Origin of the sequence: Streptomyces cyaneochromogenes, from assembly GCF_003963535.1 — a bacterium.
In the GTDB taxonomy this organism is placed as follows: Bacteria; Actinomycetota; Actinomycetes; order Streptomycetales; family Streptomycetaceae; genus Streptomyces; species Streptomyces shaanxiensis.
Window position 1 is genome coordinate 5,346,098 of sequence record NZ_CP034539.1, and the last position, 22,493, is coordinate 5,368,590.

19 protein-coding genes are annotated in these 22,493 nt (G+C 71.4%); 12 read left to right on the forward strand and 7 right to left on the reverse strand.

Annotation, left to right across the window (positions count from 1 at the left end; translation table 11 throughout):
- Window positions 1–26 precede the first annotated feature (26 nt).
- Complete coding sequence (locus EJ357_RS24295) at window positions 27–1,181, reverse strand: L,D-transpeptidase (protein ID WP_126399921.1); 1,155 nt, start codon at window positions 1,179–1,181, stop codon at window positions 27–29.
- A 277-nt stretch (window positions 1,182–1,458) separates the two neighbouring features.
- On the opposite strand from EJ357_RS24295, the gene EJ357_RS24300 reads away from it, so the two are divergent.
- The 5 genes from EJ357_RS24300 to EJ357_RS24320 are packed head-to-tail and all read left to right on the forward strand — an operon-like array spanning window position 1,459 to window position 7,202.
- The gene (locus tag EJ357_RS24300) at window positions 1,459–2,685 is read left to right on the forward strand and encodes a lipid II:glycine glycyltransferase FemX (protein ID WP_126393666.1); all 1,227 of its coding nucleotides are present in this window, start codon (window positions 1,459–1,461) and stop codon (window positions 2,683–2,685) included.
- Window positions 2,682–4,337 (forward strand): murein biosynthesis integral membrane protein MurJ, encoded by a 1,656-nt coding sequence (gene murJ / locus EJ357_RS24305; RefSeq protein ID WP_126393667.1) that lies wholly within the window; start codon window positions 2,682–2,684, stop codon window positions 4,335–4,337. The genes EJ357_RS24300 and murJ overlap by 4 nt, the downstream gene beginning before the upstream one ends.
- Before the next feature lie 23 nt (window positions 4,338–4,360).
- Window positions 4,361–5,044: a response regulator transcription factor gene (locus EJ357_RS24310; RefSeq protein ID WP_126393668.1), complete on the forward strand. Its 684-nt coding sequence runs from the start codon at window positions 4,361–4,363 to the stop codon at window positions 5,042–5,044.
- 53 nt (window positions 5,045–5,097) lie between these two features.
- Entirely contained in the window at window positions 5,098–6,519 is a 1,422-nt protein-coding gene (locus tag EJ357_RS24315; RefSeq protein ID WP_175647842.1) for a sensor histidine kinase, read from the forward strand.
- The gene (locus EJ357_RS24320) at window positions 6,516–7,202 is read left to right on the forward strand and encodes a hypothetical protein (protein ID WP_228472573.1); all 687 of its coding nucleotides are present in this window, start codon (window positions 6,516–6,518) and stop codon (window positions 7,200–7,202) included. The genes EJ357_RS24315 and EJ357_RS24320 overlap by 4 nt, the downstream gene beginning before the upstream one ends.
- Window positions 7,203–7,244: 42 nt before the next feature.
- On the opposite strand, the gene EJ357_RS24325 is transcribed toward EJ357_RS24320, so the two are convergent.
- Window positions 7,245–7,904: a TetR/AcrR family transcriptional regulator gene (locus tag EJ357_RS24325; RefSeq protein ID WP_126393670.1), complete on the reverse strand. Its 660-nt coding sequence runs from the start codon at window positions 7,902–7,904 to the stop codon at window positions 7,245–7,247.
- A gap of 106 nt (window positions 7,905–8,010) precedes the next feature.
- On the opposite strand from EJ357_RS24325, the gene EJ357_RS24330 reads away from it, so the two are divergent.
- Window positions 8,011–9,042 carry a medium chain dehydrogenase/reductase family protein gene (locus tag EJ357_RS24330; RefSeq protein WP_126393671.1) on the forward strand — a complete coding sequence of 344 codons (1,032 nt, stop codon included), beginning with the start codon at window positions 8,011–8,013 and terminating at the stop codon, window positions 9,040–9,042.
- Between the two features lie 74 nt (window positions 9,043–9,116).
- The gene (locus EJ357_RS24335; protein ID WP_126393672.1) at window positions 9,117–9,749 is read left to right on the forward strand and encodes an SRPBCC family protein; all 633 of its coding nucleotides are present in this window, start codon (window positions 9,117–9,119) and stop codon (window positions 9,747–9,749) included.
- 43 nt (window positions 9,750–9,792) lie between these two features.
- Here the strand turns inward: EJ357_RS24335 and EJ357_RS24340 are convergent, their stop codons facing one another.
- On the reverse strand, window positions 9,793–11,094 hold the full coding sequence (locus EJ357_RS24340; RefSeq protein ID WP_126393673.1) for a phosphatase PAP2 family protein: 1,302 nt from the start codon (window positions 11,092–11,094) through the stop codon (window positions 9,793–9,795).
- 399 nt (window positions 11,095–11,493) lie between these two features.
- Between EJ357_RS24340 and EJ357_RS24345 the strand changes: the two genes are divergently transcribed.
- From EJ357_RS24345 to EJ357_RS24365, 5 genes are all read left to right on the forward strand, one after another.
- A complete protein-coding gene (locus tag EJ357_RS24345) occupies window positions 11,494–12,915 on the forward strand; it encodes a M1 family metallopeptidase (RefSeq protein WP_407698526.1) in 1,422 nt (473 codons plus the stop codon).
- 185 nt (window positions 12,916–13,100) lie between these two features.
- Window positions 13,101–14,396, forward strand: coding sequence for a hypothetical protein (locus tag EJ357_RS24350; RefSeq protein WP_126393674.1), 1,296 nt, complete (start codon window positions 13,101–13,103; stop codon window positions 14,394–14,396).
- 392 nt (window positions 14,397–14,788) lie between these two features.
- Entirely contained in the window at window positions 14,789–15,121 is a 333-nt protein-coding gene (locus tag EJ357_RS24355; RefSeq protein WP_126393675.1) for a hypothetical protein, read from the forward strand.
- Between the two features lie 34 nt (window positions 15,122–15,155).
- Window positions 15,156–15,596, forward strand: a complete 441-nt coding sequence (locus tag EJ357_RS24360) for a ferredoxin reductase domain-containing protein (RefSeq protein WP_407698413.1) — start codon at window positions 15,156–15,158, stop codon at window positions 15,594–15,596.
- Between the two features lie 43 nt (window positions 15,597–15,639).
- On the forward strand, window positions 15,640–16,239 hold the full coding sequence (locus EJ357_RS24365) for an FMN-binding protein (RefSeq protein WP_126393676.1): 600 nt from the start codon (window positions 15,640–15,642) through the stop codon (window positions 16,237–16,239).
- 83 nt (window positions 16,240–16,322) lie between these two features.
- Here the strand turns inward: EJ357_RS24365 and secD are convergent, their stop codons facing one another.
- The 4 genes from secD to EJ357_RS24385 form a co-directional block, all read right to left on the reverse strand.
- Window positions 16,323–18,683, reverse strand: coding sequence for a protein translocase subunit SecD (gene secD / locus EJ357_RS24370; RefSeq protein ID WP_126393677.1), 2,361 nt, complete (start codon window positions 18,681–18,683; stop codon window positions 16,323–16,325).
- Window positions 18,684–18,745: 62 nt separating this feature from the next.
- Window positions 18,746–19,156, reverse strand: a complete 411-nt coding sequence (locus tag EJ357_RS24375; protein ID WP_126393678.1) for a hypothetical protein — start codon at window positions 19,154–19,156, stop codon at window positions 18,746–18,748.
- A gap of 182 nt (window positions 19,157–19,338) precedes the next feature.
- Complete coding sequence (locus EJ357_RS24380) at window positions 19,339–20,988, reverse strand: alpha/beta hydrolase (RefSeq protein WP_126399927.1); 1,650 nt, start codon at window positions 20,986–20,988, stop codon at window positions 19,339–19,341.
- 5 nt (window positions 20,989–20,993) lie between these two features.
- Window positions 20,994–22,229 (reverse strand): serine hydrolase domain-containing protein, encoded by a 1,236-nt coding sequence (locus EJ357_RS24385; protein WP_126393679.1) that lies wholly within the window; start codon window positions 22,227–22,229, stop codon window positions 20,994–20,996.
- Between the last annotated feature and the right edge of the window lie 264 nt (window positions 22,230–22,493).

The window sequence follows — 22,493 nt, forward strand, 5'->3', positions numbered from 1 at the left end:
CGGCATGGAGGCGCCCCGCCCCCTGCTCAGCGCAGCGCGCTCTTCTGCTGCCACTCGCTCCACGACAGGTTCCACGCGCCGAAGCCGTTCCCGGGCGCGACCACGCCCTTGGTGTCCTTGCCGGTGATCTCGAACGGGTCGCCCGGCCGGACCTGCCCGTAGAACCAGGCCGCGTTCGCGTCGCTCATTCCTATGCACCCGGAGCTCTGGTTGGAGTTGCCGAAGTAGCGGGCGTTCCACGGGGCGGCGTGCGCGTACATGCCCGACCAGGTCAGCCGCATCGAGTAGTCGACCATCTTGTCGTAGGCGTCGCGCAGGCCCACGGTCTCGGAGTTCATGTTGATCGTGCCCTCCTTGGCCATGAGGACGGCGGTTCCGCGCCAGGACCGCTTGTCACCGCCGGGCGTGCCGCCGGAGACCGGTATGCGCCGGACCGTCTCGCCGTCGCGTTCGAGGGTGAGCCGGTGGCTGTCGAGGTCGACCTTGACGATCTGCCGGGCGCCGATGGTGAAGGTGGTCGTGTAGTCGCGTACGAACCAGCCGCCGTCCGCACCCGAGTCCGTGCCGTTCAAGTCGGCGTTCAGCGTGACCTTGGTGCGGGGCTTCCAGTACGCCTTGGGTCGCCAGTCCACCCGGTCCCGGCCCGACCAGTCCCGTATCCAGCCCCAGGAGCCCTCGGTGTCGTTCGAGGTGGTGATCCTGAGCTGCTTCTCGACCTCGGCCTTGTTCCTGACCGGGTTGTCGAAGACCAGGGAGATCGGCTGGGCGACGCCGACGGTGGCGCCGGCGCCCGGTCGCCAGTCGACCTTGTTGACCTTGCCCGCCGGAGCCGTGCTGAAGGCGGCCCGGGTGCTCTTGGCGGTTCCGCCCTCGGTCCGGGTCGCCGCCGTCACCGCGTACGACGCGCCCGGTACGGCCTTGCGGTCGGAGACCCACGACCGGCCGTCGGCGGCGACCTTGCCGGCGAGCTTGTGACCCTCGTCGTCGGTGACGGTCACCGAGGTGAGCCGGCCGCCCGAGGCCGTGACCTTCACGGGCTCGCCCGCCGGGACCCGTGCTCCCTCGGGTGTGACGGTGACCGTGACCGGGCGGTCGTCGGCGCTCGGCTTGCCCTCGCTGTCCGGGGCGGTGGCCGAGCCGCTCGACGAGCAGGCGGCGAGCGGCGTCAGCAGGGCGGCCATGGCGGCGGCCACGACGGCGGCCCGGACGCGGGCATGGGCGAGTACACGGGTGCGCGACAACAGGACCTCCGGGAAGGGCGATCGAGGGGTGGGCGATTCGGCGATGTCGTGACTGTAGAGCCGGAAAACCCGAGGTCAGCCGCTATCCGGCAATGTGACGGCGACTGGTGAGGAACGGTCATGGTCCGGTCACATTCGCCGGACGGAGCGGTCATGGGCCGCTGTGAACCTCCTTTGTGTCCCCGCGACGGACCGGGGAGAAGGAGAGGCTCAGACTGTGTCAGCGCTGCTCGTTCCGCCCAGCCGCGTGTGCCAAGCACGGGGCCGGGGCTTTGCCCTGCGCCCCATCACCGCGCAGGCCTACCGCGCCTTCCTCGCGTCCCCCGACGGCGCCGCGCTCGGCGCCGGATTCCTGCAGTGTCCGTCCTGGGCCGACGTCAAGGAGGGGTGGCGTTCCCAACTCCTCGGCTGGGGACCGGATCCGGAGGCGGGCGCGCTGACGGGCGTGGCCCTGGTGCTGCTGCGGCAACTCCCCGGCACCCGCAAGTACTTCGCCTACCTCCCCGAGGGTCCCGTCGCCGACTGGACCGACCCCGACATCGACGGCTGGCTCGGCCCGCTCCTCGAACACCTGCGCCGCGCGGGCGCCTTCGCCGTGCGCATCGGCCCGTCGCCCGCCTACCGGCGCTGGGACGCCGCCCTGCTCAAGCCGCTCGCCGGCCCGGGCCGGCGCCTGGGCGACGTCCTCGCCAGCGAGGTCGACCCGCTCGGCACCGCCGTGGCCGAGCGGCTGCGGGCCCGGGGCTGGCGCCGCTGCGGTGGTGACAGCACCGCAGGAGGCGGCACCGGAGGGGGCGGGGCCGGAGGGGACGGGGACGCCCAGCCCCGGCACGTCTTCCATGTGCCGCTCGCCGGACGCACCACCGAGGACCTGTGGTCCGGGCTCAACCAGGAATGGCGACGCAATGTCCGCCGGGCCCAGAAGGAGGGCGTCGAGGTGGTGGTGGGCAGCGCGGCCGAACTCCCCGAGTTCTACCGGCTGCTGGGCATCACCGAGCGACGCGACGGCTTCCGGCTCGGCCGCTCGCTCGCCTACTACGAGCGTCAGTACGCGGCGCTCAACGCCGAGGAACCGGGCCGGATGAAGCTGTACCTCGCCCGGCACCAAGGAGAGATCCTCGCCGCCCACACGATGATCACGGTGGGCCGCCGGGCCTGGTACCAGACCGGCGCCTCCGCCGACCACCGTCGCGAGGTCCGCCCCTCCAACGCCCTGCAGTGGCGGATGATGCAGGACGCCCACGCTCTCGGCGCCGACGTCTACGACATGCGCGGGGTACCCTCCACACTCGATCCAGGCGAACGTGCGTACGGACTGCTGCGGTGGAAGCTCGGCACCGGGGGACACGTCGTCGAGACGTTGGGGGAATGGGAGAGATCCTTGGGCGGCAGCGCCAACCACACGCTTCACCGCGCCTTCCAGGCGTACCTGAACCGCCGATGACGCAGACGACAAAGGCGGCCTCACCGGCCTCACCGGCCCCTTCAGCCCCCTCCGCGGCCCGCGGCACCGCCGTCATGGCCGCCGGATCCGTCGTCGGACGGGCCACCGGTTTCGCCCGTTCCGCCGTGGTCGCGGCAGCGCTGGGCACCATCGGGCCGGTCGCCGACGGCTACGCGGTCGGCAACGCCCTGCCCACCATCGTCTACATGCTGCTCCTCGGCGGCGCCCTGAACGCCGTCTTCGTGCCCGAGCTGGTCAAGGCCGCCAAGGAGCACGACGACGGCGGTGCCGCGTACACCGACCGGCTCGTCACCGTCTGCGTCGTCGCCCTGCTGGCGATCACCGCGACCGCGGTCTGGGCGGCCCCCGCGATCGTCGACGCGTACACCGACTACACCGGCGAGCAGGCGGCCATGACCACCGCGTTCGCCCGCTACTGCCTGCCCCAGATCTTCTTCCTCGGACTGTTCACGCTGCTCGGGCAGGTACTCAACGCGCGCGGCCGGTTCGGCGCCATGATGTGGGCGCCGGTCCTCAACAACCTCGTCGTCATCACCGTGTTCGGCCTGTACCTGGCGCTGGCCATGGGCGGCGGGGACACCCCCACCGCAGGGAACACGCTCACCCCCACCGAGACCGCCGTGCTCGGCTGGGGCACGACCGCCGGTATCGCCGTCCAGGCACTCGCCCTCGTCCCCGCGCTGCGCGCGGCCCGCTTCCGCTGGCGGCCCCGCTTCGACTGGCGCGGCAGCGGTCTGACCCGCCCGCTGCGCGCGGCCGGCTGGCTGGTGCTGCTGGTCCTGGCCAACCAGGCCGCCTACTGGGTCACCACCAGGCTGGCCACCACCGCGGGCCTCGACGGCGGCCCCGGCTACGGCGCGTACAACAACGCCTATGTCCTGTGGGTCGTACCGCACGGCATCATCACCGTCTCCGTGGTGACCGCGCTGCTTCCCCGGATGAGCGCGGCCGCCGCCGACGGGGACAGCGCGGCCCTGCGGCGCGACGTCTCCCATGCCCTGAGGGTCTGCGCCGCCGCCGTCGTACCCGCCGCCTGCGCGCTGTTCGCCCTCGCCCAGCCGGTGATGGCCCTCGTCTTCGGATACGGCAGAACCAGCGCCGCCGACACGGCCGCCATGGCCGGGATCCTGATGGCCTTCGCGCCGGGACTCGTCGCGCTGTCCGGCCAGTACGTCCTGTCCCGCACTTTCTACGCGCTCTCCGACACCCGTACGCCGTTCCTGCTCAACCTCGTGATCGTCGCCCTCAACGCGGGACTGTCCCTGGCCGCCGCGCACCTGCTGCCGGCCCGCTGGGCCGTGACGGGCATGGCGGCGGCGTACTCGCTGGCCCTGGGCGCGGGCTGGGCGGTGACCGCCCGGGTGCTGAGCCGCAGGCTCGCCGTCGCCCGCCCCCTGCGCTCGTCCGCCGCCGGCGCCCACGCACGACTGCTCCTCGCCGCCGTCCCCGCCACGACGCTGGGTTACCTCGCCGCCCTGGGAACCGCACGGGCGGGGGCGTTGGTCTCCACGGTTGCCGGCGCGACCGCCGTCGTCGTCACCTTCGCCCTGCTCGCCCGTCCGCTGCGGCTCGCCGAACTCGAAGCGCTGCTCAGCGGCGTACGCCGCAGATTGACCCGTACCCGCCCCTGACCATCACCGAGGGAGAACCACCGATGCCCCGCGTGCTCCTCATCGAGGACGACCCTTCCGTACGCGAGGGGGTCGAACTCGGTCTGCGCCGCCGCGGCCACGAGGTACGGGCGGCCGCGACCGGCGAGGCCGGCCTCGCCGCGATGGCCGAGTTCCGCCCCGACCTGCTGCTGCTGGATTTGATGCTGCCCGGCATGAACGGCGTACAGGTCTGCCGCCGGGTCCGCGAGCGCAGCCAGCTGCCGATCATCATGCTCACCGCGCGCGGCGACGACTTCGACGTGGTCATCGGCCTGGAAGCCGGTGCCGACGACTACATCGTCAAGCCCGCCCGCACCGAGGTGATCGAGGCCCGGATCCGTGCCGTACTGCGCCGCCTGGACGACGGCGGCCAGGGCCGGCAGGCCATCGAGGTCCACGGCGAACTCGCCATCGACCGGGTCGGACTGACCGTCACCAAGGCCGGCCGGCCGCTCGCGCTCGCCCCCTCGGAGCTCAAGCTCCTGCTGCACCTCTCCGCCGCCCCCGAGCAGGTGTTCAGCAGACAGCAACTGCTGGAGCACGTCTGGGACCACAGCTACCACGCCGACGCCCGGCTGGTCGACGCCTGCGTCGCACGCCTGCGCGGCAAGATCGAGAACGAGGTCGGCAGCCCCCGCTACGTCCAGACACTGCGGGGCTTCGGCTACCGCTTCGGACCGCTGTGAGCACCGGCCCTCGCCGGTCGCGGTTCAGGGCGTTCGGGCTGCGTACGCGGCTCATGCTCGCCTTCCTGCTGGTCGCCGCGGTCAGCGCGGGCACCACGGCCGCGCTGACCTATCGCGAGGCCCGCACCGCGCTGCTGGAGACCGCCCAGGACACGGCGGTCACGTCGTTCCGCGACCAGGTCCAGCAGACCGCCTTCGGGCTGCCCATGCGGGGAGGCGAGGACCTGGAGTCGGTCCTGCGTGACATCGCCCGCAAGGGCAAGCCGCACCCCTGGGTGGTGTTCGCCGAGTACGGCTCCGTCCGCGCCTCCTCGGGCGAGAACCCGGTCTCCACGGTCATCACCCCCGAACTGCGCCGCGCCGCGCGGGCCAACCCCCACGGCATGTTCGAGCGGGTCGTCAAGGACGGCGTCCCCTACCTGACCATCGCCATGCCCATGGTCTTCAAGACAGGCCCGTACAGCGTGGTGCCCAGCGGGCTCGTCCTCTACGCCGTCATGCGGCTGACCGACGAGCAGATCAACGTCGACGCCCTCCTCATGGCCGGCCGGGACGGCGCCCTGCCCGGCCTCGCCATCGCGCTGATCCCCGGCCTGATCGCGGCGCGCAGCGTGCTGCGCCCGGTGCGGGAACTGCGCCAGGCGGCCCGGAGCATGGGCAGCGGCCGGCTCGACACCCGGATCCCGGTGCGCGGCAGCGACGAACTGGCCGACCTGGCACGCACCTTCAACGAGTCGGCCGCCCAACTGGAAGACTCCGTACGGGAACTGCGCGAGGCCGAGGCCCGCGCCCGCCGTTTCGCCTCCGACGTCTCGCACGAACTGCGTACCCCCCTCGCCGGAATGCTCGCCGTCACGGAGGTCCTCGACGAGGACGCGGACCACCTCGACGCCGACACCGCCCGCGCGGTCCGGCTGGTCAGCGCGGAGACCGGAAAGCTCGCCGTGCTCGTCGAGGACCTGATGGAGATCTCCCGCTTCGACGCCCGCGCGGCCGAGTTGAACGCCGACGAGGTCGACGTCGCCGAGGCCATCCGCAAGACCCTGCACAACCGGCACTGGACCGACGACCGCGTCCGCACCGACCTGCCCACCGGCATCCGCGCCCGTCTCGACCCCCGCCGCTTCGACGTCGTGATCGCCAACCTCGTCGGCAACGCCCTGCGCCACGGCAGCGCGCCGGTGACGGTACGCCTGCGCACCGAGACCCGCTCCCCGTCCGGACCCGCGCTGCTGATCACGGAGGTCGCGGACGACGGCCCCGGCATCCAGCCCGCCGTGCTCCCCCATGTCTTCGACCGCTTCTACAAGGCCGACGCGGCCCGCACCCGCTCGGCGGGCAGCGGCCTGGGCCTGGCGATCACCCTGGAGAACGTGAGGCTGCACGGCGGAACGATCCGAGCGGGGAACCGGCCCGGGGGCGGTGCCGTCTTCACCGTCGAGATACCGCTCCACACGGAGGAGGCCGGCGGATGAGGCGTGCGCGGACGCGCCGAGGCGCGGCGCCCGTCGTCGTCGCCCTCGCCTCCGCGGCGGCCGTACCGCTGCTGGGCGGCTGTGGCATCCAGGAGACCGACGTCATCGAGGCGGGCGGTCCCGCCAGCTTCCAGGCCTTCCTCGACCGCGACTACGACATGCTGCTCTTCTTCCGTTCCCCCGACGGAGGTCTGAGCGCCGTGATCCGCAGGATCGAGCCCCCGGTCGGGTCCGGCGACGGAAACACCGGGCTCGGCGACGGATACACCGAGTCGGGCTCCGGATACCAGAACCTCGGCGACACAGCGCGACCGGTGCCGACGGAGAAGGTCGTCCTGGCGCTGCTCGCCGGACCAGGGAAGGAAGACCGAGCCGCCGGCCTGAGCACGTCCCTCCCCGCCGCCCGCCCCGGCGCAACCGTCGAGGTCGGCCTCTCCCCGGACGGCAAGGTCACGACCCGCCTCCCGCTGGCCCTGGAGGGACTGTCCGGCACGGCGCTGCGTCAGCTGACCTGCACGATCGCCTACAGCCAGGACGCCGACGGCCAGGTCACCGTGGAACTGACGGGACAGGACGGCGCATCGAGGTCCGGCACCTGTGGCCTCGCCCCCGGCAGCACCGAGAACGCACCCGCGCGGCCCGAAGTCCGGGCACGGACGACGCCGACGGTCACGAGCGGCTGAGCCGGCGCCCCGAGCGGGCACCGTGGTCCGGGCGTGACGCGGTCACGTCGCCGACGTACCCGCCAGATCGTCCAGCTCTGCGGCGAAGAGCTGCGCGGGGTCGATTCCCATACCGCTGAAGTGACCGGCGAGTTCCAGGGACAGGACACCGTGCAGCCGGGTCCAGAAGGCCAGGGCCCGGTGGAGGGCCGCGGGCGGGGCGGGATGACCGGCCGCCCAGTCCCGGTGGCCTTCGAGGTGCGCCTCGAACGGTGTCGCCGGTCCGTCGGAGGGCAGCGCGGCGCAGGCGTCCAGCAGGGTCGCCATGATCTCGGACGAGATCGCGGTGGTGTCGTCGGGCGCCTGGTAGCCGGGGACGGGCGTGCCGTAGATGAGGAAGTAGCGCTGGGGGTCCCGCAGGGCCCATGCCCGCAAGGCGTGCGCCAGCGCGGTCACATCGGCACCGGACGCCTCCGAGGTCGCGCGGAAGGCGTCGGCGAGGCTTCGGTACGCGTCTCTCACCAGCTCGGTGATCAGGTCGTCGCGGCCGCCGAAGTACCGGTACAGCGCGGGTCCGCTCATGCCCATCTGCTTGGCGATGGCGTTGAGGGAGAGCGCGGAGGCGCCGGCCGTGGCGATCTGCTCCCATGCGCGTTGCTTGATCTCCGTACGCACCTGGGCGCGGTAGCGCTCGCGCGGGGTCTTCGCCTCCGAGTTCACCATGGTTAGAGGGTATCACTGAAGTTATTGACACTTTCGAGTCCGTGCGGTTATAACTTCTAACGAACGTGAAGCCGAGTAACCCACCGACTCTGTGGAGGTCGTCGCCATGAACACCGAAGAACTCGTCGAGGTCGTCCTGCCGGGCAAGGTCGAGCCCGAGGGGCTGCAGATCCGGCAGGGCGCCGTACCCGCCGCGGGTCCGGGCCAGGTCGTGATCCGGGTGGAGGCGACCGGCGTCTCCTTCGCCGAGCAGCAGATGCGGCGCGGCCGCTACTACGACCAGCCGCCCTTCCCGTTCGTGCCCGGCTACGACCTCGTCGGTACGGTGCTGGCGACCGGCGAGGGCGTCGAGCCGGGCCTGGCCGGCACCCGGGTCGCCGCGCTGGTGAAGGTCGGCGGCTGGGCCAGCCACGTGCTCGGCGAGGCGGCGGACGTGGTGCCGGTGCCCGACGGGATCGGCGCGGCGGAAGCGGAGACCCTCGTCGTCAACGGCATCACCGCCTGGCAGATGCTGCACCGCAAGGCCCGCGTCCGGGCGGGGCACACCGTCGTGGTGCACGGCGCGAACGGCGGCGTCGGCTCGGTCCTGGTCCAGCTCGCCCAGGCCGCCGGCGCGCGGGTGATCGGCACGGCGTCCGAGCGCCACCACGACGCCCTGCGGGACCAGGGCGTCACCCCCGTCGACTACCGCGCCGACGACGTCGCCGCCCGCATCCGCGCACTCGCCCCCGGCGGGGTGGACGCCGTCTTCGACCACGTCGGCGGCCGCGGCATCGTCGACTCCTGGCGCCTCCTCGCCCCCGGCGGCACCCTCGTCTCGTACGGCAGCGCCTCGACCCGGGACGACGAGGGCTCCAAGCAGTGGCCCGTCCTCAAGCTGCTCGGCCGGGTGTGGCTGTGGAACGCCCTGCCCAACCGCCGCCGCGCGTACTTCTTCAACGTCTGGGCCGGCCGGGCCCTGGCCAAGAACCGCTTCCGCGCCCGCCTGCGCGCCGACCTCACCCAGGTCTTCGCCGCCCTCCAGCGCGGCGAGGTCACGGCCCGGATCGCCGCGCAACTGCCGCTCACCCGCGTCGCCGACGCCCTGCGGCTGGCGGAGTCGGGCACGGCGGCCGGAAAGGTCGTGCTGAACCCGTAGCGAGCACCCGAGCACCGGATCCGATCACCACAGCGAATCAAACGGGACAACGAAACCGAAACGAGGGGAACACCATGTCCAGCACCGGCCCGTCGAACTCACCCCGCGCGCGTACGGCCGCCGTCACGGTCGCGCTGGCCGTCAGCGCCGTTCTCGCGAGCACCATCCCGACCGCACAGGCCGCCCACGGCGGTACGTCCCAGTGCGGCGGGCGAGGCGTCGACGGCACCGCCCTCATCCGCTATGAGTCCGACATCGTCATCAAGGCGCCACTGAGCACGGTCTGGAAGCTGCAGACCGACGTCGAACGCTGGCCGTCCTGGCAGCCGCCGGTCACCACCGCCGAGCGTCTCGACCCCGGCCGCCTGAAGGCGGGTTCGCAGTTCCGGTGGACGACCCCCGCGCCCGCCACCCCCACGACCCCCGCCACCACACTCACCATCACGTCCACCGTTCAGGAACTCCGGCGCGACAACTGCATCCTGTGGAGCGGACCCGCGGCAGGCGAGGGGCTGCGCATCGACGAGGGCGTCCACCTGTGGACCTTCAGGAAGGTCAAGGGCGGCGTGCGCGTCCACACCGAGGAAACCTGGACCGGCTCCCAGGTCGAGGCGGACGTCCCCACCGCGACCGAGGCCCTCGGCACGGGCCTCGAAGCGTGGCTGCGCGACCTGAAGACCACCGCCGAAGCCCAACGAATGCCCTGACGTGGCGGACTGACGCGGCGGTCCTTGTGTCGTCCGCCGTCACTCACACCATTTCGGGCTGAGGTTCCAGCTGCCGCGCCGACGCGTCCTTCGGTTCCCAGAGTCTGGTGGCTCGTACATAGCCGTAAACCACCGAGGTCATCGCCAGAATGAGAAGTGGTCCGAAAACCCGCGGATGTGCGGCCATCTCCATCGGCGCATAGCGATAGGACACCAAGAGCGCGGCGAAGACCGATGTGCCGTAGGCGACCAGCTGAATTCCCGACCGGTCCCAGCCGCGTGCGTGCGAGCGCAGCGCCGCCTCGATCGTGAGCGCGAAGACCACGCCGGCGATGAGATCCACGCCGTAGTGGTAGCCGAAGCCGAGTGTCGCGGCGAGCGTGGCGACGAGCCAGAACGTGCCGGCGTATCGCAGAAGCCGCGAGCTCTTGCGGGTATGGATGAAGATTGCGGTGGCCCACGCCGTGTGCAGGCTGGGCATGCAGTTGCGGGGGGTGATCGCGTCGTACGGCATCGAGTGCGGGGCACTGAACGGCGGCGGTGTGTGGGGCCACAGGTTGGCCAGCGCCCAGTGCACGCCGCCGGTTCCGGAGGCGCCCGGGCCGTAGGCGAAGACCGGTCCGACCACCGGGAAGATCATGTAGAAGGCCGGTCCGATGAGGCCGATGACCAGGAAGGTGCGCACCAGGTGATGGCGCGGGAAGCGGCGTTCGGCGGCCACGTGGCGCAGCTGGTACAGCGCGACGACGGCCGCGGCCACCGCGAGCTGGGCGTAGACGTAGTCGAGGACATGGGTGCCGATCGGCCCGATGGCCGCGAGGGTCCGGCCTGCCAGCCATGACGGGTCGCCCAGTGCGTGATCGGCGACGGCCAGGTACGGGTCGAGCACCGTGGGGCGGGTCTTCGCCGTGATGAGCAGCCAGGTGTCGCCGATCTTGCGGCCGGCCACGAGCAGCAGGCCCAGCCCGACGCCCTTCAACAGCAGGACACGGTCCTGGCCGGTGCGGCGCGTGACGGCGATGACCGCGCACCCCAACATCACCCACAACGCGCCGCTGCCGAAGAAATGGCCGCCGGGCGGCTCGGCGCCGACCGCCCACCGTCCCAGTGCGAAGACGCTGTCGATACCGATCGCGACACCGGCCGCGACGAACCGTTGCCGCCAGGGGAGCACCACCATCATCAACGCCATACCGGCGTACAGCGGGCCCGGCTTGGGGGCATATATCAGGTCTTTGACCTGACTGGTCATCGGCCCCGGTGCGCCGTCGCAGTAGTACCGTGCGGCGATCTCCATCGAGATGAGGAGGCCGAGGGCCGCCACGCCCGCCGCGGCCCACAGCATCGCCCGTGGTGGACGCCGCGAGGTGCGCGTATGTATGTCCTTTATCCGCGAAAAGATCCGCGATGGTATAGGTATCAATTGCCTGGCGCCGATTTGCTATTCATCTGACCAGGCCACTTCTCGCACTGGATGGCATGGTTTTGGTGGAGGGCCTCGGAAGGCCATGGGCTCGAACATGCTATCGGACGCCGAATTGGCCCTGGCAGCCGGAAAGTGCGTAAAGAAACTTTTACCCGCATTGAGACAACCAAGAGGCAATGAAGGGTTTCTGACGTCTCGCGTCCCCCGATCGATTGGAGACACGAGGTGGACCCTCATACCGCGAACGACCGTAGGCCGCCACGGCCGACGGCCCCGGTCCGACGCCTGTCCCACTGGGTTCCGGCCGCAGCACTCCTCCTGGCCGTGACGACCTCCTGCACGGGCTCCGCGTCGGGGAAGGGCGCCGCCGCGGTCTGGAAGCCCGGCGCGTCCGGCGTGGGGGACCGGCTGTTTCCCGGACTCGGCAATGGCGGCTACGACGTGGCGCATTACGGCCTGACCCTGCACTACGTGCCCGAGACCAACCGTCTGAAGGGCACGGCTGTCATCACGGCGCGCGCCACCCAGAACCTGAGCCGCTTCAACCTCGACCTCTCCGGGCTGCGGGTACGCCTGGCCACGGTGCAGGGCGCGAAGGCCCGATACGCGCGCGAGAAGGACGAGTTGCTGGTGACACCGGCGAAGCCGCTCAAGGACGGCGAGGTTTTCAGGACAGTCGTCACCTACGACGGCACCCCCCGCACGATCGAGGACGACGACGGAAGCCTGGAAGGCTGGATCGAGACCGACGACGGCTCCACCGCCCTCGGCCAGCCCGCCGGTTCCATGACCTGGTTCCCGGGCAACCACCACCCCTCGGACAAGGCCACGTACGACATCACGGTCACCGTGCCCAAGGACGAGGACGGCGACCCCTACGACGTGGTCAGCAACGGCGAGCTGATCACGCAGGAGGACAAGGGCGAGACGGTGACCCGGCACTGGCGCACCGAAGAGCCCATGGCCGCCTACCTCGCGCACGTCTCCGTCGGCTACTTCGAGGTCCACAAGGGCTGGACCGACGACGACCTCCCCTCCTTCGTCGCCATCGACCCCGACGAGTCCGAGGACGCCGCGGACGTCAAGGACCTGGTCCCCGAGATCGTCGACTGGGCGAGCGAACGCTTCGGCCCCTACCCCTTCTCCTCCACCGGCGCCGTCGTCGACCACCTGCCCGAGCTCGACTACGCCCTGGAGACCCAGACCAAGCCCTACTTCGACGAGGCACCGGACGAGACGCTCCTCGTCCACGAGCTGGCGCACCAGTGGTTCGGCAACTCCGTCACCCCGCGCCAGTGGAAGGACATGTGGCTCAACGAGGGCCTGGCCACGTACGCGGAGTGGCTCTGGGAGGAGGAGCGGGGCGGCGAGGAGAAGCAGGACGGCGACAGGAAGCAGGACGGCAGGATCACAGACGAGATCTTCGACGATTTCTACGCCGGCAAGGATCCCGAGAGCGAGGGCATCTGGTCCTTCCCTCCGGCCGCCCCTCCCAGCGCGGCACGCGTCTCCGACCCGCCCGTCTACGGCCGCGGCGCCATGGCCGTCCACAAGGTGCGCCGGGCCGTCGGCGACGAAGCCTTCTTCGACATCCTCCGCACCTGGACCCGACAACACCGCCACGGCAACGCCGACACCGACCAGTTCATCGCCCTGTGCGAGAGCAAGTCCGGGAAGGACCTGACGAACCTCTTCGAGACCTGGCTGTTCAGCAAGGAGAAGCCGGCTCGGATGCGATGAGAGCGATCTGACCCCGAGGAGGGTGTGGGCCCCGTGCCCGCTCCTAATTGCCGCGCGTCCGTGCTGAGCGGTCGGTATAAAGGCGGACGGCCGGGCGGACGGTCCGGAGAGGCCCCCGCCGTCTCGAACACGTCAGAGGGTGGGGATCGAGAGTGTTGTTGCGGAGGATACGCAGATGGATCACGGTGGCCGTCACGGCCGCCGCGCTCGGCATGGGAGGCGTGACAGCCGCGCACGCCGCGGACCAGCCGGAGGTCACCTACGCGGGGAGTGTGTCGGACGACCTCGGGACCCTGCAGATCAGTGCACGGTCGGCGGCCGACATCACCGGCATCACGGCGCGCCTGGTGTCGTACGCCTCGCAAACCGAAGTCGCCGAGATCGGGACCCAGGACTTCCGGCTCTTCTCCGGCACCCGTCAGGACGGCAACTGGCGTACCAAGAAGCCGTTGAAGCTGCCCGAGTTCGGCTCCTACCGCATCGACGTGGAGGTGACGGACGCCGACGGCGGTCACGTACTGCGCCAGTCCGCGGGGGACTTCGCCTACTACGTCGTAGCGGAATTCGGCACGCTCACCGTCGACCGCACCGCCATCGACCGGGACCACCGTGACGTGCAGGTCGAGGGAACGCTGTACGGACGGTGGCCGACCCGTCAGGTGAAGCCCCTGGCGGCACGCCAGGTCGAGATCACTGTCGACTATTGGACGCAAGCCACTGTGACCACCGACGCCCAGGGGCACTTCACGGCCTCGGTGCGGCTCGACGCCGCCGCGCCCGTCCAGGCCGTGTTCCGCATGGACGGTGGCACGCCGACGGTTCTGTACGGGGAGTCCGATCCGGTACAGATCGGTGTCGACCAGATTCCCACCCGGTTCACGTCCACGGTGAGTTCGACCGACATCGACTTCGGTCAGCCGGTCACGCTGAGCGTCAAGGTCGAGCAGAAGACCGCGGACGGCTGGCTGCCGCTGGCCGGGTACTCCGGGGGCGTCCTGTTCGGCCCCGCCGACGCTCAGACCGACCTCGTAGGTCGCTTCACCACCGCTGACGACGGCACCTTCACGATGGACTACACGCCATGGCAGGGCGGCCACTTCCAGCTCGCCCTGGACACCTCGGAAGACCCGTTCCTCCAGGCCGGCACCGGTACGAGTGACGTCGTCCACGTGCACCGGGCGTCCAAGTTCACGGCCTTCACGGCCACCCGCTCCGACACGGGACAGGTCCACGCCGAGGGGCTCATCGACTTCCCCGACGGATGGACGCCCGCCCCGATCGACGTCCACATCCAGTACTCGCCCGACGGCGTGAACTGGTCGACGCTCACCACGGTCGAGGCTCACTGGGGCGGCAGCGGCAACGATTTCGCCGCGGACCTCGACCAGAGCGGCGCCGGCCACTACCGGGCCGTCTTCGACGCCGACGACAACTTCCAGTCGGCCACCTCGGAGACGGTCTTCGTGCCGGCGGCGGCCTAGCTGTCGGACTCCGAGAGGGAGTTCGTGCGAGCGCTGCCGATACGGATGCGGCCGGCACCGTCGATCGGACGGTGCCGGCCGGCTCCGGGGCGTCGTCGTCCACGTCCAGCTCGGCCTTCGCGTACTTGGTGATCCTGGCGAAGTCGATCGCGCCGGGGTCGCCGTGCACAACGAGTCCGGCTTCTAGGACGAAGCGGCCTTCGACGCGGCGTACCGCGCCTGGCTGGAGGAGGTCGGATTCGCTGACCGGTACCTCGACTGGGTCGAGAAGACCGAGGCTGTCGTACGGCGTGGCCGCCGGGCACCCTGACAGGTGTCAGGTCCCCGGGGCCGCCTCCGTGCCCTTCACTGAGGTCAGCACTTGCAAACCGCGACCTCTCGGGGGCACGAGAATGATCCGCAGTAAGAAGATGTTCGCCGCAGGTCTGGCCACCACCGTCTCGGCGGTGGCCCTGTCCGTCGGCGCCATGGCCGCCCCGGCGTCGGCCGCGGGCTCGGTCGACTGCCGTGGCGCGGTCCACGGTGTCGACACGGACCGGGGCATCGCCAGCTGCACGAACAACAGCGACCGCACCATCCGTTTCCGCGCCGAGGTCGTCTGCGGCCGGGCCCCCGACGTCTCCGGTGACTGGGTGACCCTGACCCCGGGCCAGTACGGCCAGTCCTCCGCCACCTGTGCCTGGTACAGCACGGGTGTCGGCAGCGTCGGCTGGACCATCGAGTAGTACCCGGTCGAACGGGGGAAGGGGCGGCGGCCGGATGCTCTCAGGAGTACGGCCGCCGCCCCTGGGCTTAGGCCCTGTCGTTGTTGTTGTCACTCGCCGACTCCCCCACGCTCGAACAACCTCGCGCGGCGGGACTCCCATCACCCCGCTCCGAGCCCTGTTCGAGACGCTGCCCGGAGCACCCGGGGACCTGACGCTGCTCTGCCGGGCCCGTACCGCGGAGGAACTGGCGCTACGGGACGAACTGGAGACGATCGCGGACGCGCGCGGGGCGCGACTGCTGTACGCCGTGAACATGCCCGACGGTCGCCGGACGCCGACCACCGCGAAGATGCTGCGCAGGATCCTGCCGGACATCGCGCGACACGACGTGTACCTGTGCGGACCGCCCGGACTGGCCGAGGAGTCGTACGCCGCACTCCGCGAGGCAGGTGTCCCGCACCGCCGTATCCACCACGAGTCCTTCGAATTCTGAGGCGAGCCGTGACACTTCGTGCCGCTGATGCGCTGGTGCTCCCGTGAGGAAGAAGCATCCGTTCCGCCACGCGCTGCTGGCCACAGTCGGCACCGTCTCCGGCATCGTGCTGCTGCTCTCGCTCAAGCCGACCACGGACCCGTCGGCGGTGCAGGCCGAGCCCGCGATCACGCCGAGCGCCACCGCGCCCGCGTCCCCGTCGGCGTCCGCGTCACCCTCGCCGTCGAAGACGCCCGGAAAGACCGGAAAGAAGCGCACCCCGTCCCCGTCCTCGACGAGCACGCAGCCGCCGCGCACCGCGTCGGCCGCCCCCACGAGAACCGGCAGCGCCCCCTCCGCCCCGAAGACCACCGTGGCCGCACCCACCACCCGCACCGTCACCGGGGCCACGGCCGAGACGAAGTACGGCCCGGTCCAGGTACGGATCACCCTCACCGGCAGCAGGATCACCGAGGCGACGGCCGTCCGGTCTCCCGACGGGACGGCGCGGAGCAGGGACATCAACTCCACGGCTGTTCCCAAGCTCAACCAGGAGACGCTGCAGGCACAGAGCGCGGACATCGACACGGTGTCCGGCGCCACGTACACCAGCGCGGGTTACAGACAGTCCCTGCAGAGCGCCCTGGACCGGGCCGGCGCCTGAAGGCACCAACGTGACCGCGTAGGTGCCTTCCAAGTGTCGGCCCGGTGCCCGGCCCTTCGTCCCCCACGAGCCACCGCCCGCCCTCACACCACAGCGCCCGAATCCCGCGCCCGCCCGCGTCGCTCCAGCGGACTGCGCGCGCCGCCGTCCCCGCTGTCCTCGCTGCGCTTGGGGCGCACCGGCGGCGCCGGGCGGCCGCCCTCAAGCTGCACGGCGATCGGCACGGCCGTGAACACCGTCGATGCCATACCGATCACCACGCCGGCGATCAGCGCCACGGAGAAGTCCGCGAGCGAGTCACCGCCGAGCACGGCCAGGGCCGCCAGGATGAACAACGCGCCCATACCGGTGTTCACCGTGCGCGGCAGCGTCTGGATGACGGCCTTGTTCGCGGTGGTTTCCAGGTCCGTCGAGGGATCGCGGCGGCGCGCCTCGCGCACCCGGTCGAAGACGACGACGGTGTCATTGACGGAGTACCCGATGACCGTGAGCAGGGCCGCCAGGAAGACGCTGTCGACGGGCTTGCCGAGCCAGGCGAACAGGCCCACCACCAGCAGCACGTCGTGCACCATGGCCGAGACCGCCGCGGCGGCGAACGTCCACCGGAACCGCACGCTGAGGTAGATCAGCTGGGTCGCGACGGCGATGCCGAGCGCGATGAGAGCTTTCTGGCGCAGCTCGTCGCCGAGGCTCGGGCCGATCAGCTCGTCCCGCTCGACGGTGACCTCACCGCCCTCCTTCGCCAGCGCCGCTTTGATCGTGTGCTGCTGGTCGTTGCTCAGCTCGCCGGTGCGTACCGAGATGTCCCCGTCCCCCGACTCCTGCACCACCGCACGCGGGAACCCGGCGTCCGCGACCGCCGTACGTGCCGCGTCCACGTCCACGGGCCTGCTGGTGCTGTACTCCACCAGGCGCCCGCCGGTGAACTCCACCCCGAACTCCAGGCCGCGCAGGCCGATTCCGGCGACGGCGACCACGATCAGCAGCGCGCTGACGCCGAGCCAGCGGCGCCGGTGACGCACCAGGCGGGGTTCGCGGCGCGCGAGCCAGGCACGCACCCGGCCATGGGAGGTGATACCGGTCAGTCCGGGCCGGCCCCGCACGAAGCGGCGCCGGATCGCGAAGTCGGCGAGGACCCTGGTGATCACCAGCGCCGAGATCATCGAGACGAGGACACCGATGGAGAGCGTGACGCCGAAGCCCTTGACGGGTCCGGTGGCGAAGAAGAAGAGCAGCCCGGCGGCGAGCAGCGTGGTCACATTCGAGTCGACGACCGCGCTCCAGGCCTTGTTGAAGCCGGTGCGCAGCGGCTTGTCCAGGTGTGCCGCGGCGACCGGTGCCGACTTCAGGGCGCGGGCTCCCAGATACTCCTCGCGGGCACGCTCGAAGACCAGCACGTTCGCGTCCACCGCCATGCCGATCGCCAGGACGAAACCGGCGAGTCCGGGCAGTGTCAGTGTCGCGCCCAGAGCGACCAGTACGGCGTAGGAGATCAGCCCGTACAGCGCGAGCGCGATGGTGGCCAGGGCGCCGAGCAGCCGATAGACGACGAGGATGAACAGCCCCGTCAGCGCGAGCCCGATGATCGCGGCCTGGGTGCTGGCGGCGATGGCGTCGGCACCGAGCGTGGGGCCGACGGTGCGCTGCTCCACGACCTGCACGGGCACCGGCAGCGCACCGCCCTTGACGAGCGCGGCCAGATCGCGGGCCTCTTCCCGGTCGAAGCCGCCGGTGATCTGCGTGGAGCCGCCGGAGATGCCGACCTCGCACGCCACATCCGCGGTGACGCCGGGCGCCGAGAGGACCTTTCCGTCCAGCACGATGGCGACGCGCCGCTCGGGGGCGCCCTGCGGGGCACAGGCCGCCGCCCCGGTGACCCGTGCCCAGTCCTTGCCCGCCTGCCCGCGGAAGGTGAGGTCGACCATCCAGCCCGACATCGTCTGCTGATCGAGCACCGCTTCGGCGTCCTTGACGCCCTCGCCGGTGAGGGCGGCGGGCCCGAGCTTGAGGAACGCCCCCTTCTGGTCGGGGTCGGCCAGGGTGCGCGAGCCGTCCTTGGCCGGCTTCCCCTTGTCCGCGCCCTGCTGGTCCGTCGCGCCCCACACCGGGTGGACGGTCAACTGCGCGGTGCGGCCGATGACTTCGGCGGCCTCGCGCGGGTCCTGTACGCCGGGCAGCTCGACGAAGATCCGCTGCTGTCCGGACCGGTACAGGCTCGGCTCGGACACGCCGAGCGCGTCGACCCGCTGGCGGAGCACCTCCAGGGCCCGCTGGGTCGATTCGGCATCGGCCTCGACGACGGGTGAGTCCTTGGTCTCCAGGACGATCTGGGTGCCGCCGCGCAGGTCGAGGCCGAGGCGGGCGGACTGGGTGAGAGCGAAGAAGAGCGAGGCGGCGATCACACCTAGGGCGACGATCGCCCGCCACATGGGCGCGCGAGACATGAGTTCTCCACGATGGGCAGGCAGACGGAGTCGACGTCTGCTCCGGGCGCGGAGGCGAACGGTCAGGCGTCGATGCGGACTTCGGTGCTCCATCGGGACGGCGGGCCGCGCGGGCGATACGCGTGGGCGCCCCGGCTCGCTCCCGCGGCCGCGACCGCCACGGCCACGGCGGGGCCGCCGACAGCGCGGTGCGGGGCCGCGTCCCCGGTGCCAGGGCCCAGGAAGCCGTGGTTCGGGTACGGCACGGCGTCGGCGTGGCCGAGCACGGAGTGGGCCACGGCGACGGGTCGCTGCGCGTCGGCGGTCGCGGACGCCTGCGCGGTCGCTGCCACGGCCGCGGCCGTGCCCGTTGAGGAGGGGCGGGACGCCGGTGTCGACTTGGCCGACACCGGCAGGAGGAAGGTCAGGACCGCGAGCAGCGCGGAGAGCACGACGGCGGCCGGGCGCGTGGGGTGTGCGCGGTGCGGCTGCACGCCTCTTGCCCCCCGGTCAAGTCGTCGTACGGAATCAGCAGTTGAGCACTGCGAGCAGACGGCTCGGCTCGTCCGGCCGTCAGTGACACGAACGCCGTCGGGCGCCCGAAGGTTCCCGACTCACCGCGGGAATGTTGCTGCCGGCGGGAACGTATCGAGCCATTGCTTCCGGGCGGCCTCCCTCAGCCGGAAGGCCGGTCGCAGGTGACGTCCGTGGCCGGCAGGCGGCCGGTGGCCAGGTAGGTGTTGACCGTCGCGTCGGCACAGGAGCTGCCGAAGACGCCGTACACGGCGTGCTGGTCCGCGCCTCGGAGGGTGACCAGACGGGAAGAGGGCCACATGCGGCGCACCGTCTGCGCGTTCCGGTAGGTGGTACGCGGGTCACCGGTCGCGTTGACGAGCAGGGCCGGAAGGTCGCCGCGGATCGTGGTGGGGCGTTCGCGTGGCGGATCCCAGAACGCGCACGGACCGATGTTGTTGGTGACGGGACCGAACAACGGGTCCTGCGCCCGGGCACGTTGGACATCGCGCCAGTACACCTCGGGAGAGCGCGGCGCGGACGCGTCCCCGCACAGGATCGCCGTCTGGACACTGCCGTACGCGGAGTCGGATCCGTTCGGATCCAGCAGGAAGCCGAGCGTGTCGGCCAGCCACGGCGAGGGTGTGACCGTGTGGCCGTCGGCGGCGCGACGCATGTCCCGTACGGCCTTGGCGAGATCGGCGTAGGCGGCGTCGTTGTCCTGCGAGAGGCCGTTGAAGACGACGACGGGCACCAGATGCTCGTCCACCCGGTGGGCGCCGATCGGCAGGGGCGTACGTCCGGCCGCCGCCTGGACGCCGTCCACGGCCGCCAGCACCTCGCCAGGGGTGCGGCCCAGACCGTAGGTGCTGTCGCGGGCGGCTGCCCAGGAGGCCCAGCCCTTGAGAGCGTGCCGGTTGGCCGGTTCCGTGCCGCGCAGCAGCCGGGGGTTGTAGCGGTCGGGAGCGACGACGCCGTCCAGCACGACTCGGTCGGTGCGGCCGGGGAACATCGTGGCGTACACCTGGCCGAGGTAGGTGCCGTACGAGTATCCGAGGTAGGAGATCCGCCGCTCGCCGAGCACGGCGCGGATGACGTCCATGTCGCGTGCGGTGTTTCGGGTCGTGGCGTACGGCAGGACGTCGCCCTGGGACGTCCGGCAGCGACCGGCGAGTTCCTCGGCCAGGGCCACCGCGCGGTCGAACCCCGCACGGTCGATTCCCGCGCCGCGTATGAAGGAGCCGGTGGGCCAGTGGCAGTCCAGCGGTGTGCTGCGGCCGACGAAGCGGGGGTCGACGCCCACCACGTCGTAGCGCTCACCGACCTGCTGCATCGCCGTGCGCACCCACGGCGGGTCGCCGATCGTCTGCCCGCCGGGGCCACCACCGTTGAGCAGCAGCGCGCCCACGCGGTGGGCCGTGTCGGTGGCCCGGATCCGCGAGATCGCGACGGTGATCGTGCGGCCGTGCGGGTCGTCATAGTTCAACGGGACGGTGACATCGGCGCACCGGGCGCCCGCCTGCTGGAGTTCCTTGCCGGTCTCGTCGTCGGGTCCGAGCAGGCAGCTCTTCCAGTCGAGGTGCTGGCGGTGGTAGCGGGCGAGGGGGTCCGCGGTCGCAGGGGCGGGTTCGGCCGCCGCCGCGGGCGACGCGGCGACGGTGAGAGCCCCGACCAGGCACAGGGCGGCCCCTGCCGCGGTGCGTGACACGAGCCGGTGCAGGCCGCCGGCTGTGGCCGTGGCCGTACGGGCTGAGGAGGTGGGGGACGACGCCGTACGGGACGGTGTGCCGGGGGAGGACGGGGAGCCGGTCATGCCGGTCATGCGGAAGTCCTTTCGGTTTCGGAAGGCCTGCCCTCGCAGAGGGCCTTGTCGACGAGGTCCAGGAAGTCGAGCTCGGCCTGGAGCGAGGCGGGCACCGTGTTCAGGGCGACGGCGACGCTCCGGCCGCCGGGGCCGACGGCGATCAGCGCCCGGTGACCGCCGGGCACCGTGCCGCCGTGCCCCCACCACGTCCCGCCGCAGGACAGCGGTGACGAGATCAGGCCCAGCCCGTAGCGGGCGCCCGGCCACAGCCGATCGGCGTCGGCCTCCACCGTCCGTCGCATCTCGGCCAGTTGGGCCGCGGGCAGCAGTCGGCCGTCGAACAGGGCGGCGGCGAACCGCGTCAGGTCGCCCGGCGACGAGACCAGGGCGCCGCCGACCCCGCCGAAGGTCATGTTCCAGGCGGTGCCGTCGACGCGCCGGCCGTCGCCGTCGCCGTCGCTGCCGCCGCCGTCGATGAAGTAGCTGCGGGAGTGAGGTCCTCGGACACGGGTGTCGTCGCCTGGCCAGTAGGTGTCGTGCAGCCCGAGGGGCTTGATGATGCGGCGGGTGATCTCCGCCTCGGGGCTACGGCCGGTGACCTCGCGGACGATCATGCCGAGGACGAGGTAATTGGTGGTGGCGTAGTGCCAGGTGCCCTGCGGGCGCGGCAGTTCGAGGGCACGCGTGACGAGGTCGCGCGGCTCGAAGTGGCGGTACCGCAGCCGCTCGGGATGCTCCCATTCGGGGGCGTCGAGATAGTCGGGCAGTTGGCTGGTGTGCTGCAGGAGCTGTCGTACGGTGATCAGGCCCCCGTCGTGGCCGTGCCCGTGAATCAGGCCGGGCAGATAGCGGTCGACGGGGGCTTCCAGCGAGAGGCGGTGCTCGGCTACGAGTTGGAGGACGAGCGCCGCGGTGAACGTCTTGGTCACGCTGCCGACGCGCAGCCGGTCGACGGTGTTCATCGGGCGTCCGGTGCGCAGATCCGCCGTTCCGGCGGCCTCGGCCAGGCGCCCGCAGGGCTCATCCGCGTTGGGGCCGCTCACCAGGACCGCGGCACCGGTGATGCCGTCGCGCTCGGTGAGGACGCGCAGCGCCTGGCGGGTCCGGTCGTGCGTGCCGCAGTCGCCGCCAGAGCGTGAGCCCGGCGCCTGCGCGGCCGCCGCCGGGCCGGTGGCCAGCACGGTGGCCGCCACCAGGACCGCGAGGCCGATGCGCCTGCCGGTCCCAGAAGTCGGTAAGAAGGTTGGCATGCCACATCACGGTAGGCACGGGTGGTCCCGTGATCACTCCGGCAGGCATGTGCGTCGGAGCTGAGGCCAGCCCAAGCAGAGAGCCGGGAGCAGGCCCCCTGGACGGTCGGGGCCTTCTGTTGGTACGGGCGAGCCGGCGCGGCGGTTGCCGCCGCTCCTCACAAGGCAGGTGGAAGGCCGGTGGAACGGCCGTTGAGAGCGGGTGACGAGAAACGAAATCGCGCTCTCGGCTTGGGAAGCGACGACCCTTGACGAGGTGCCTCA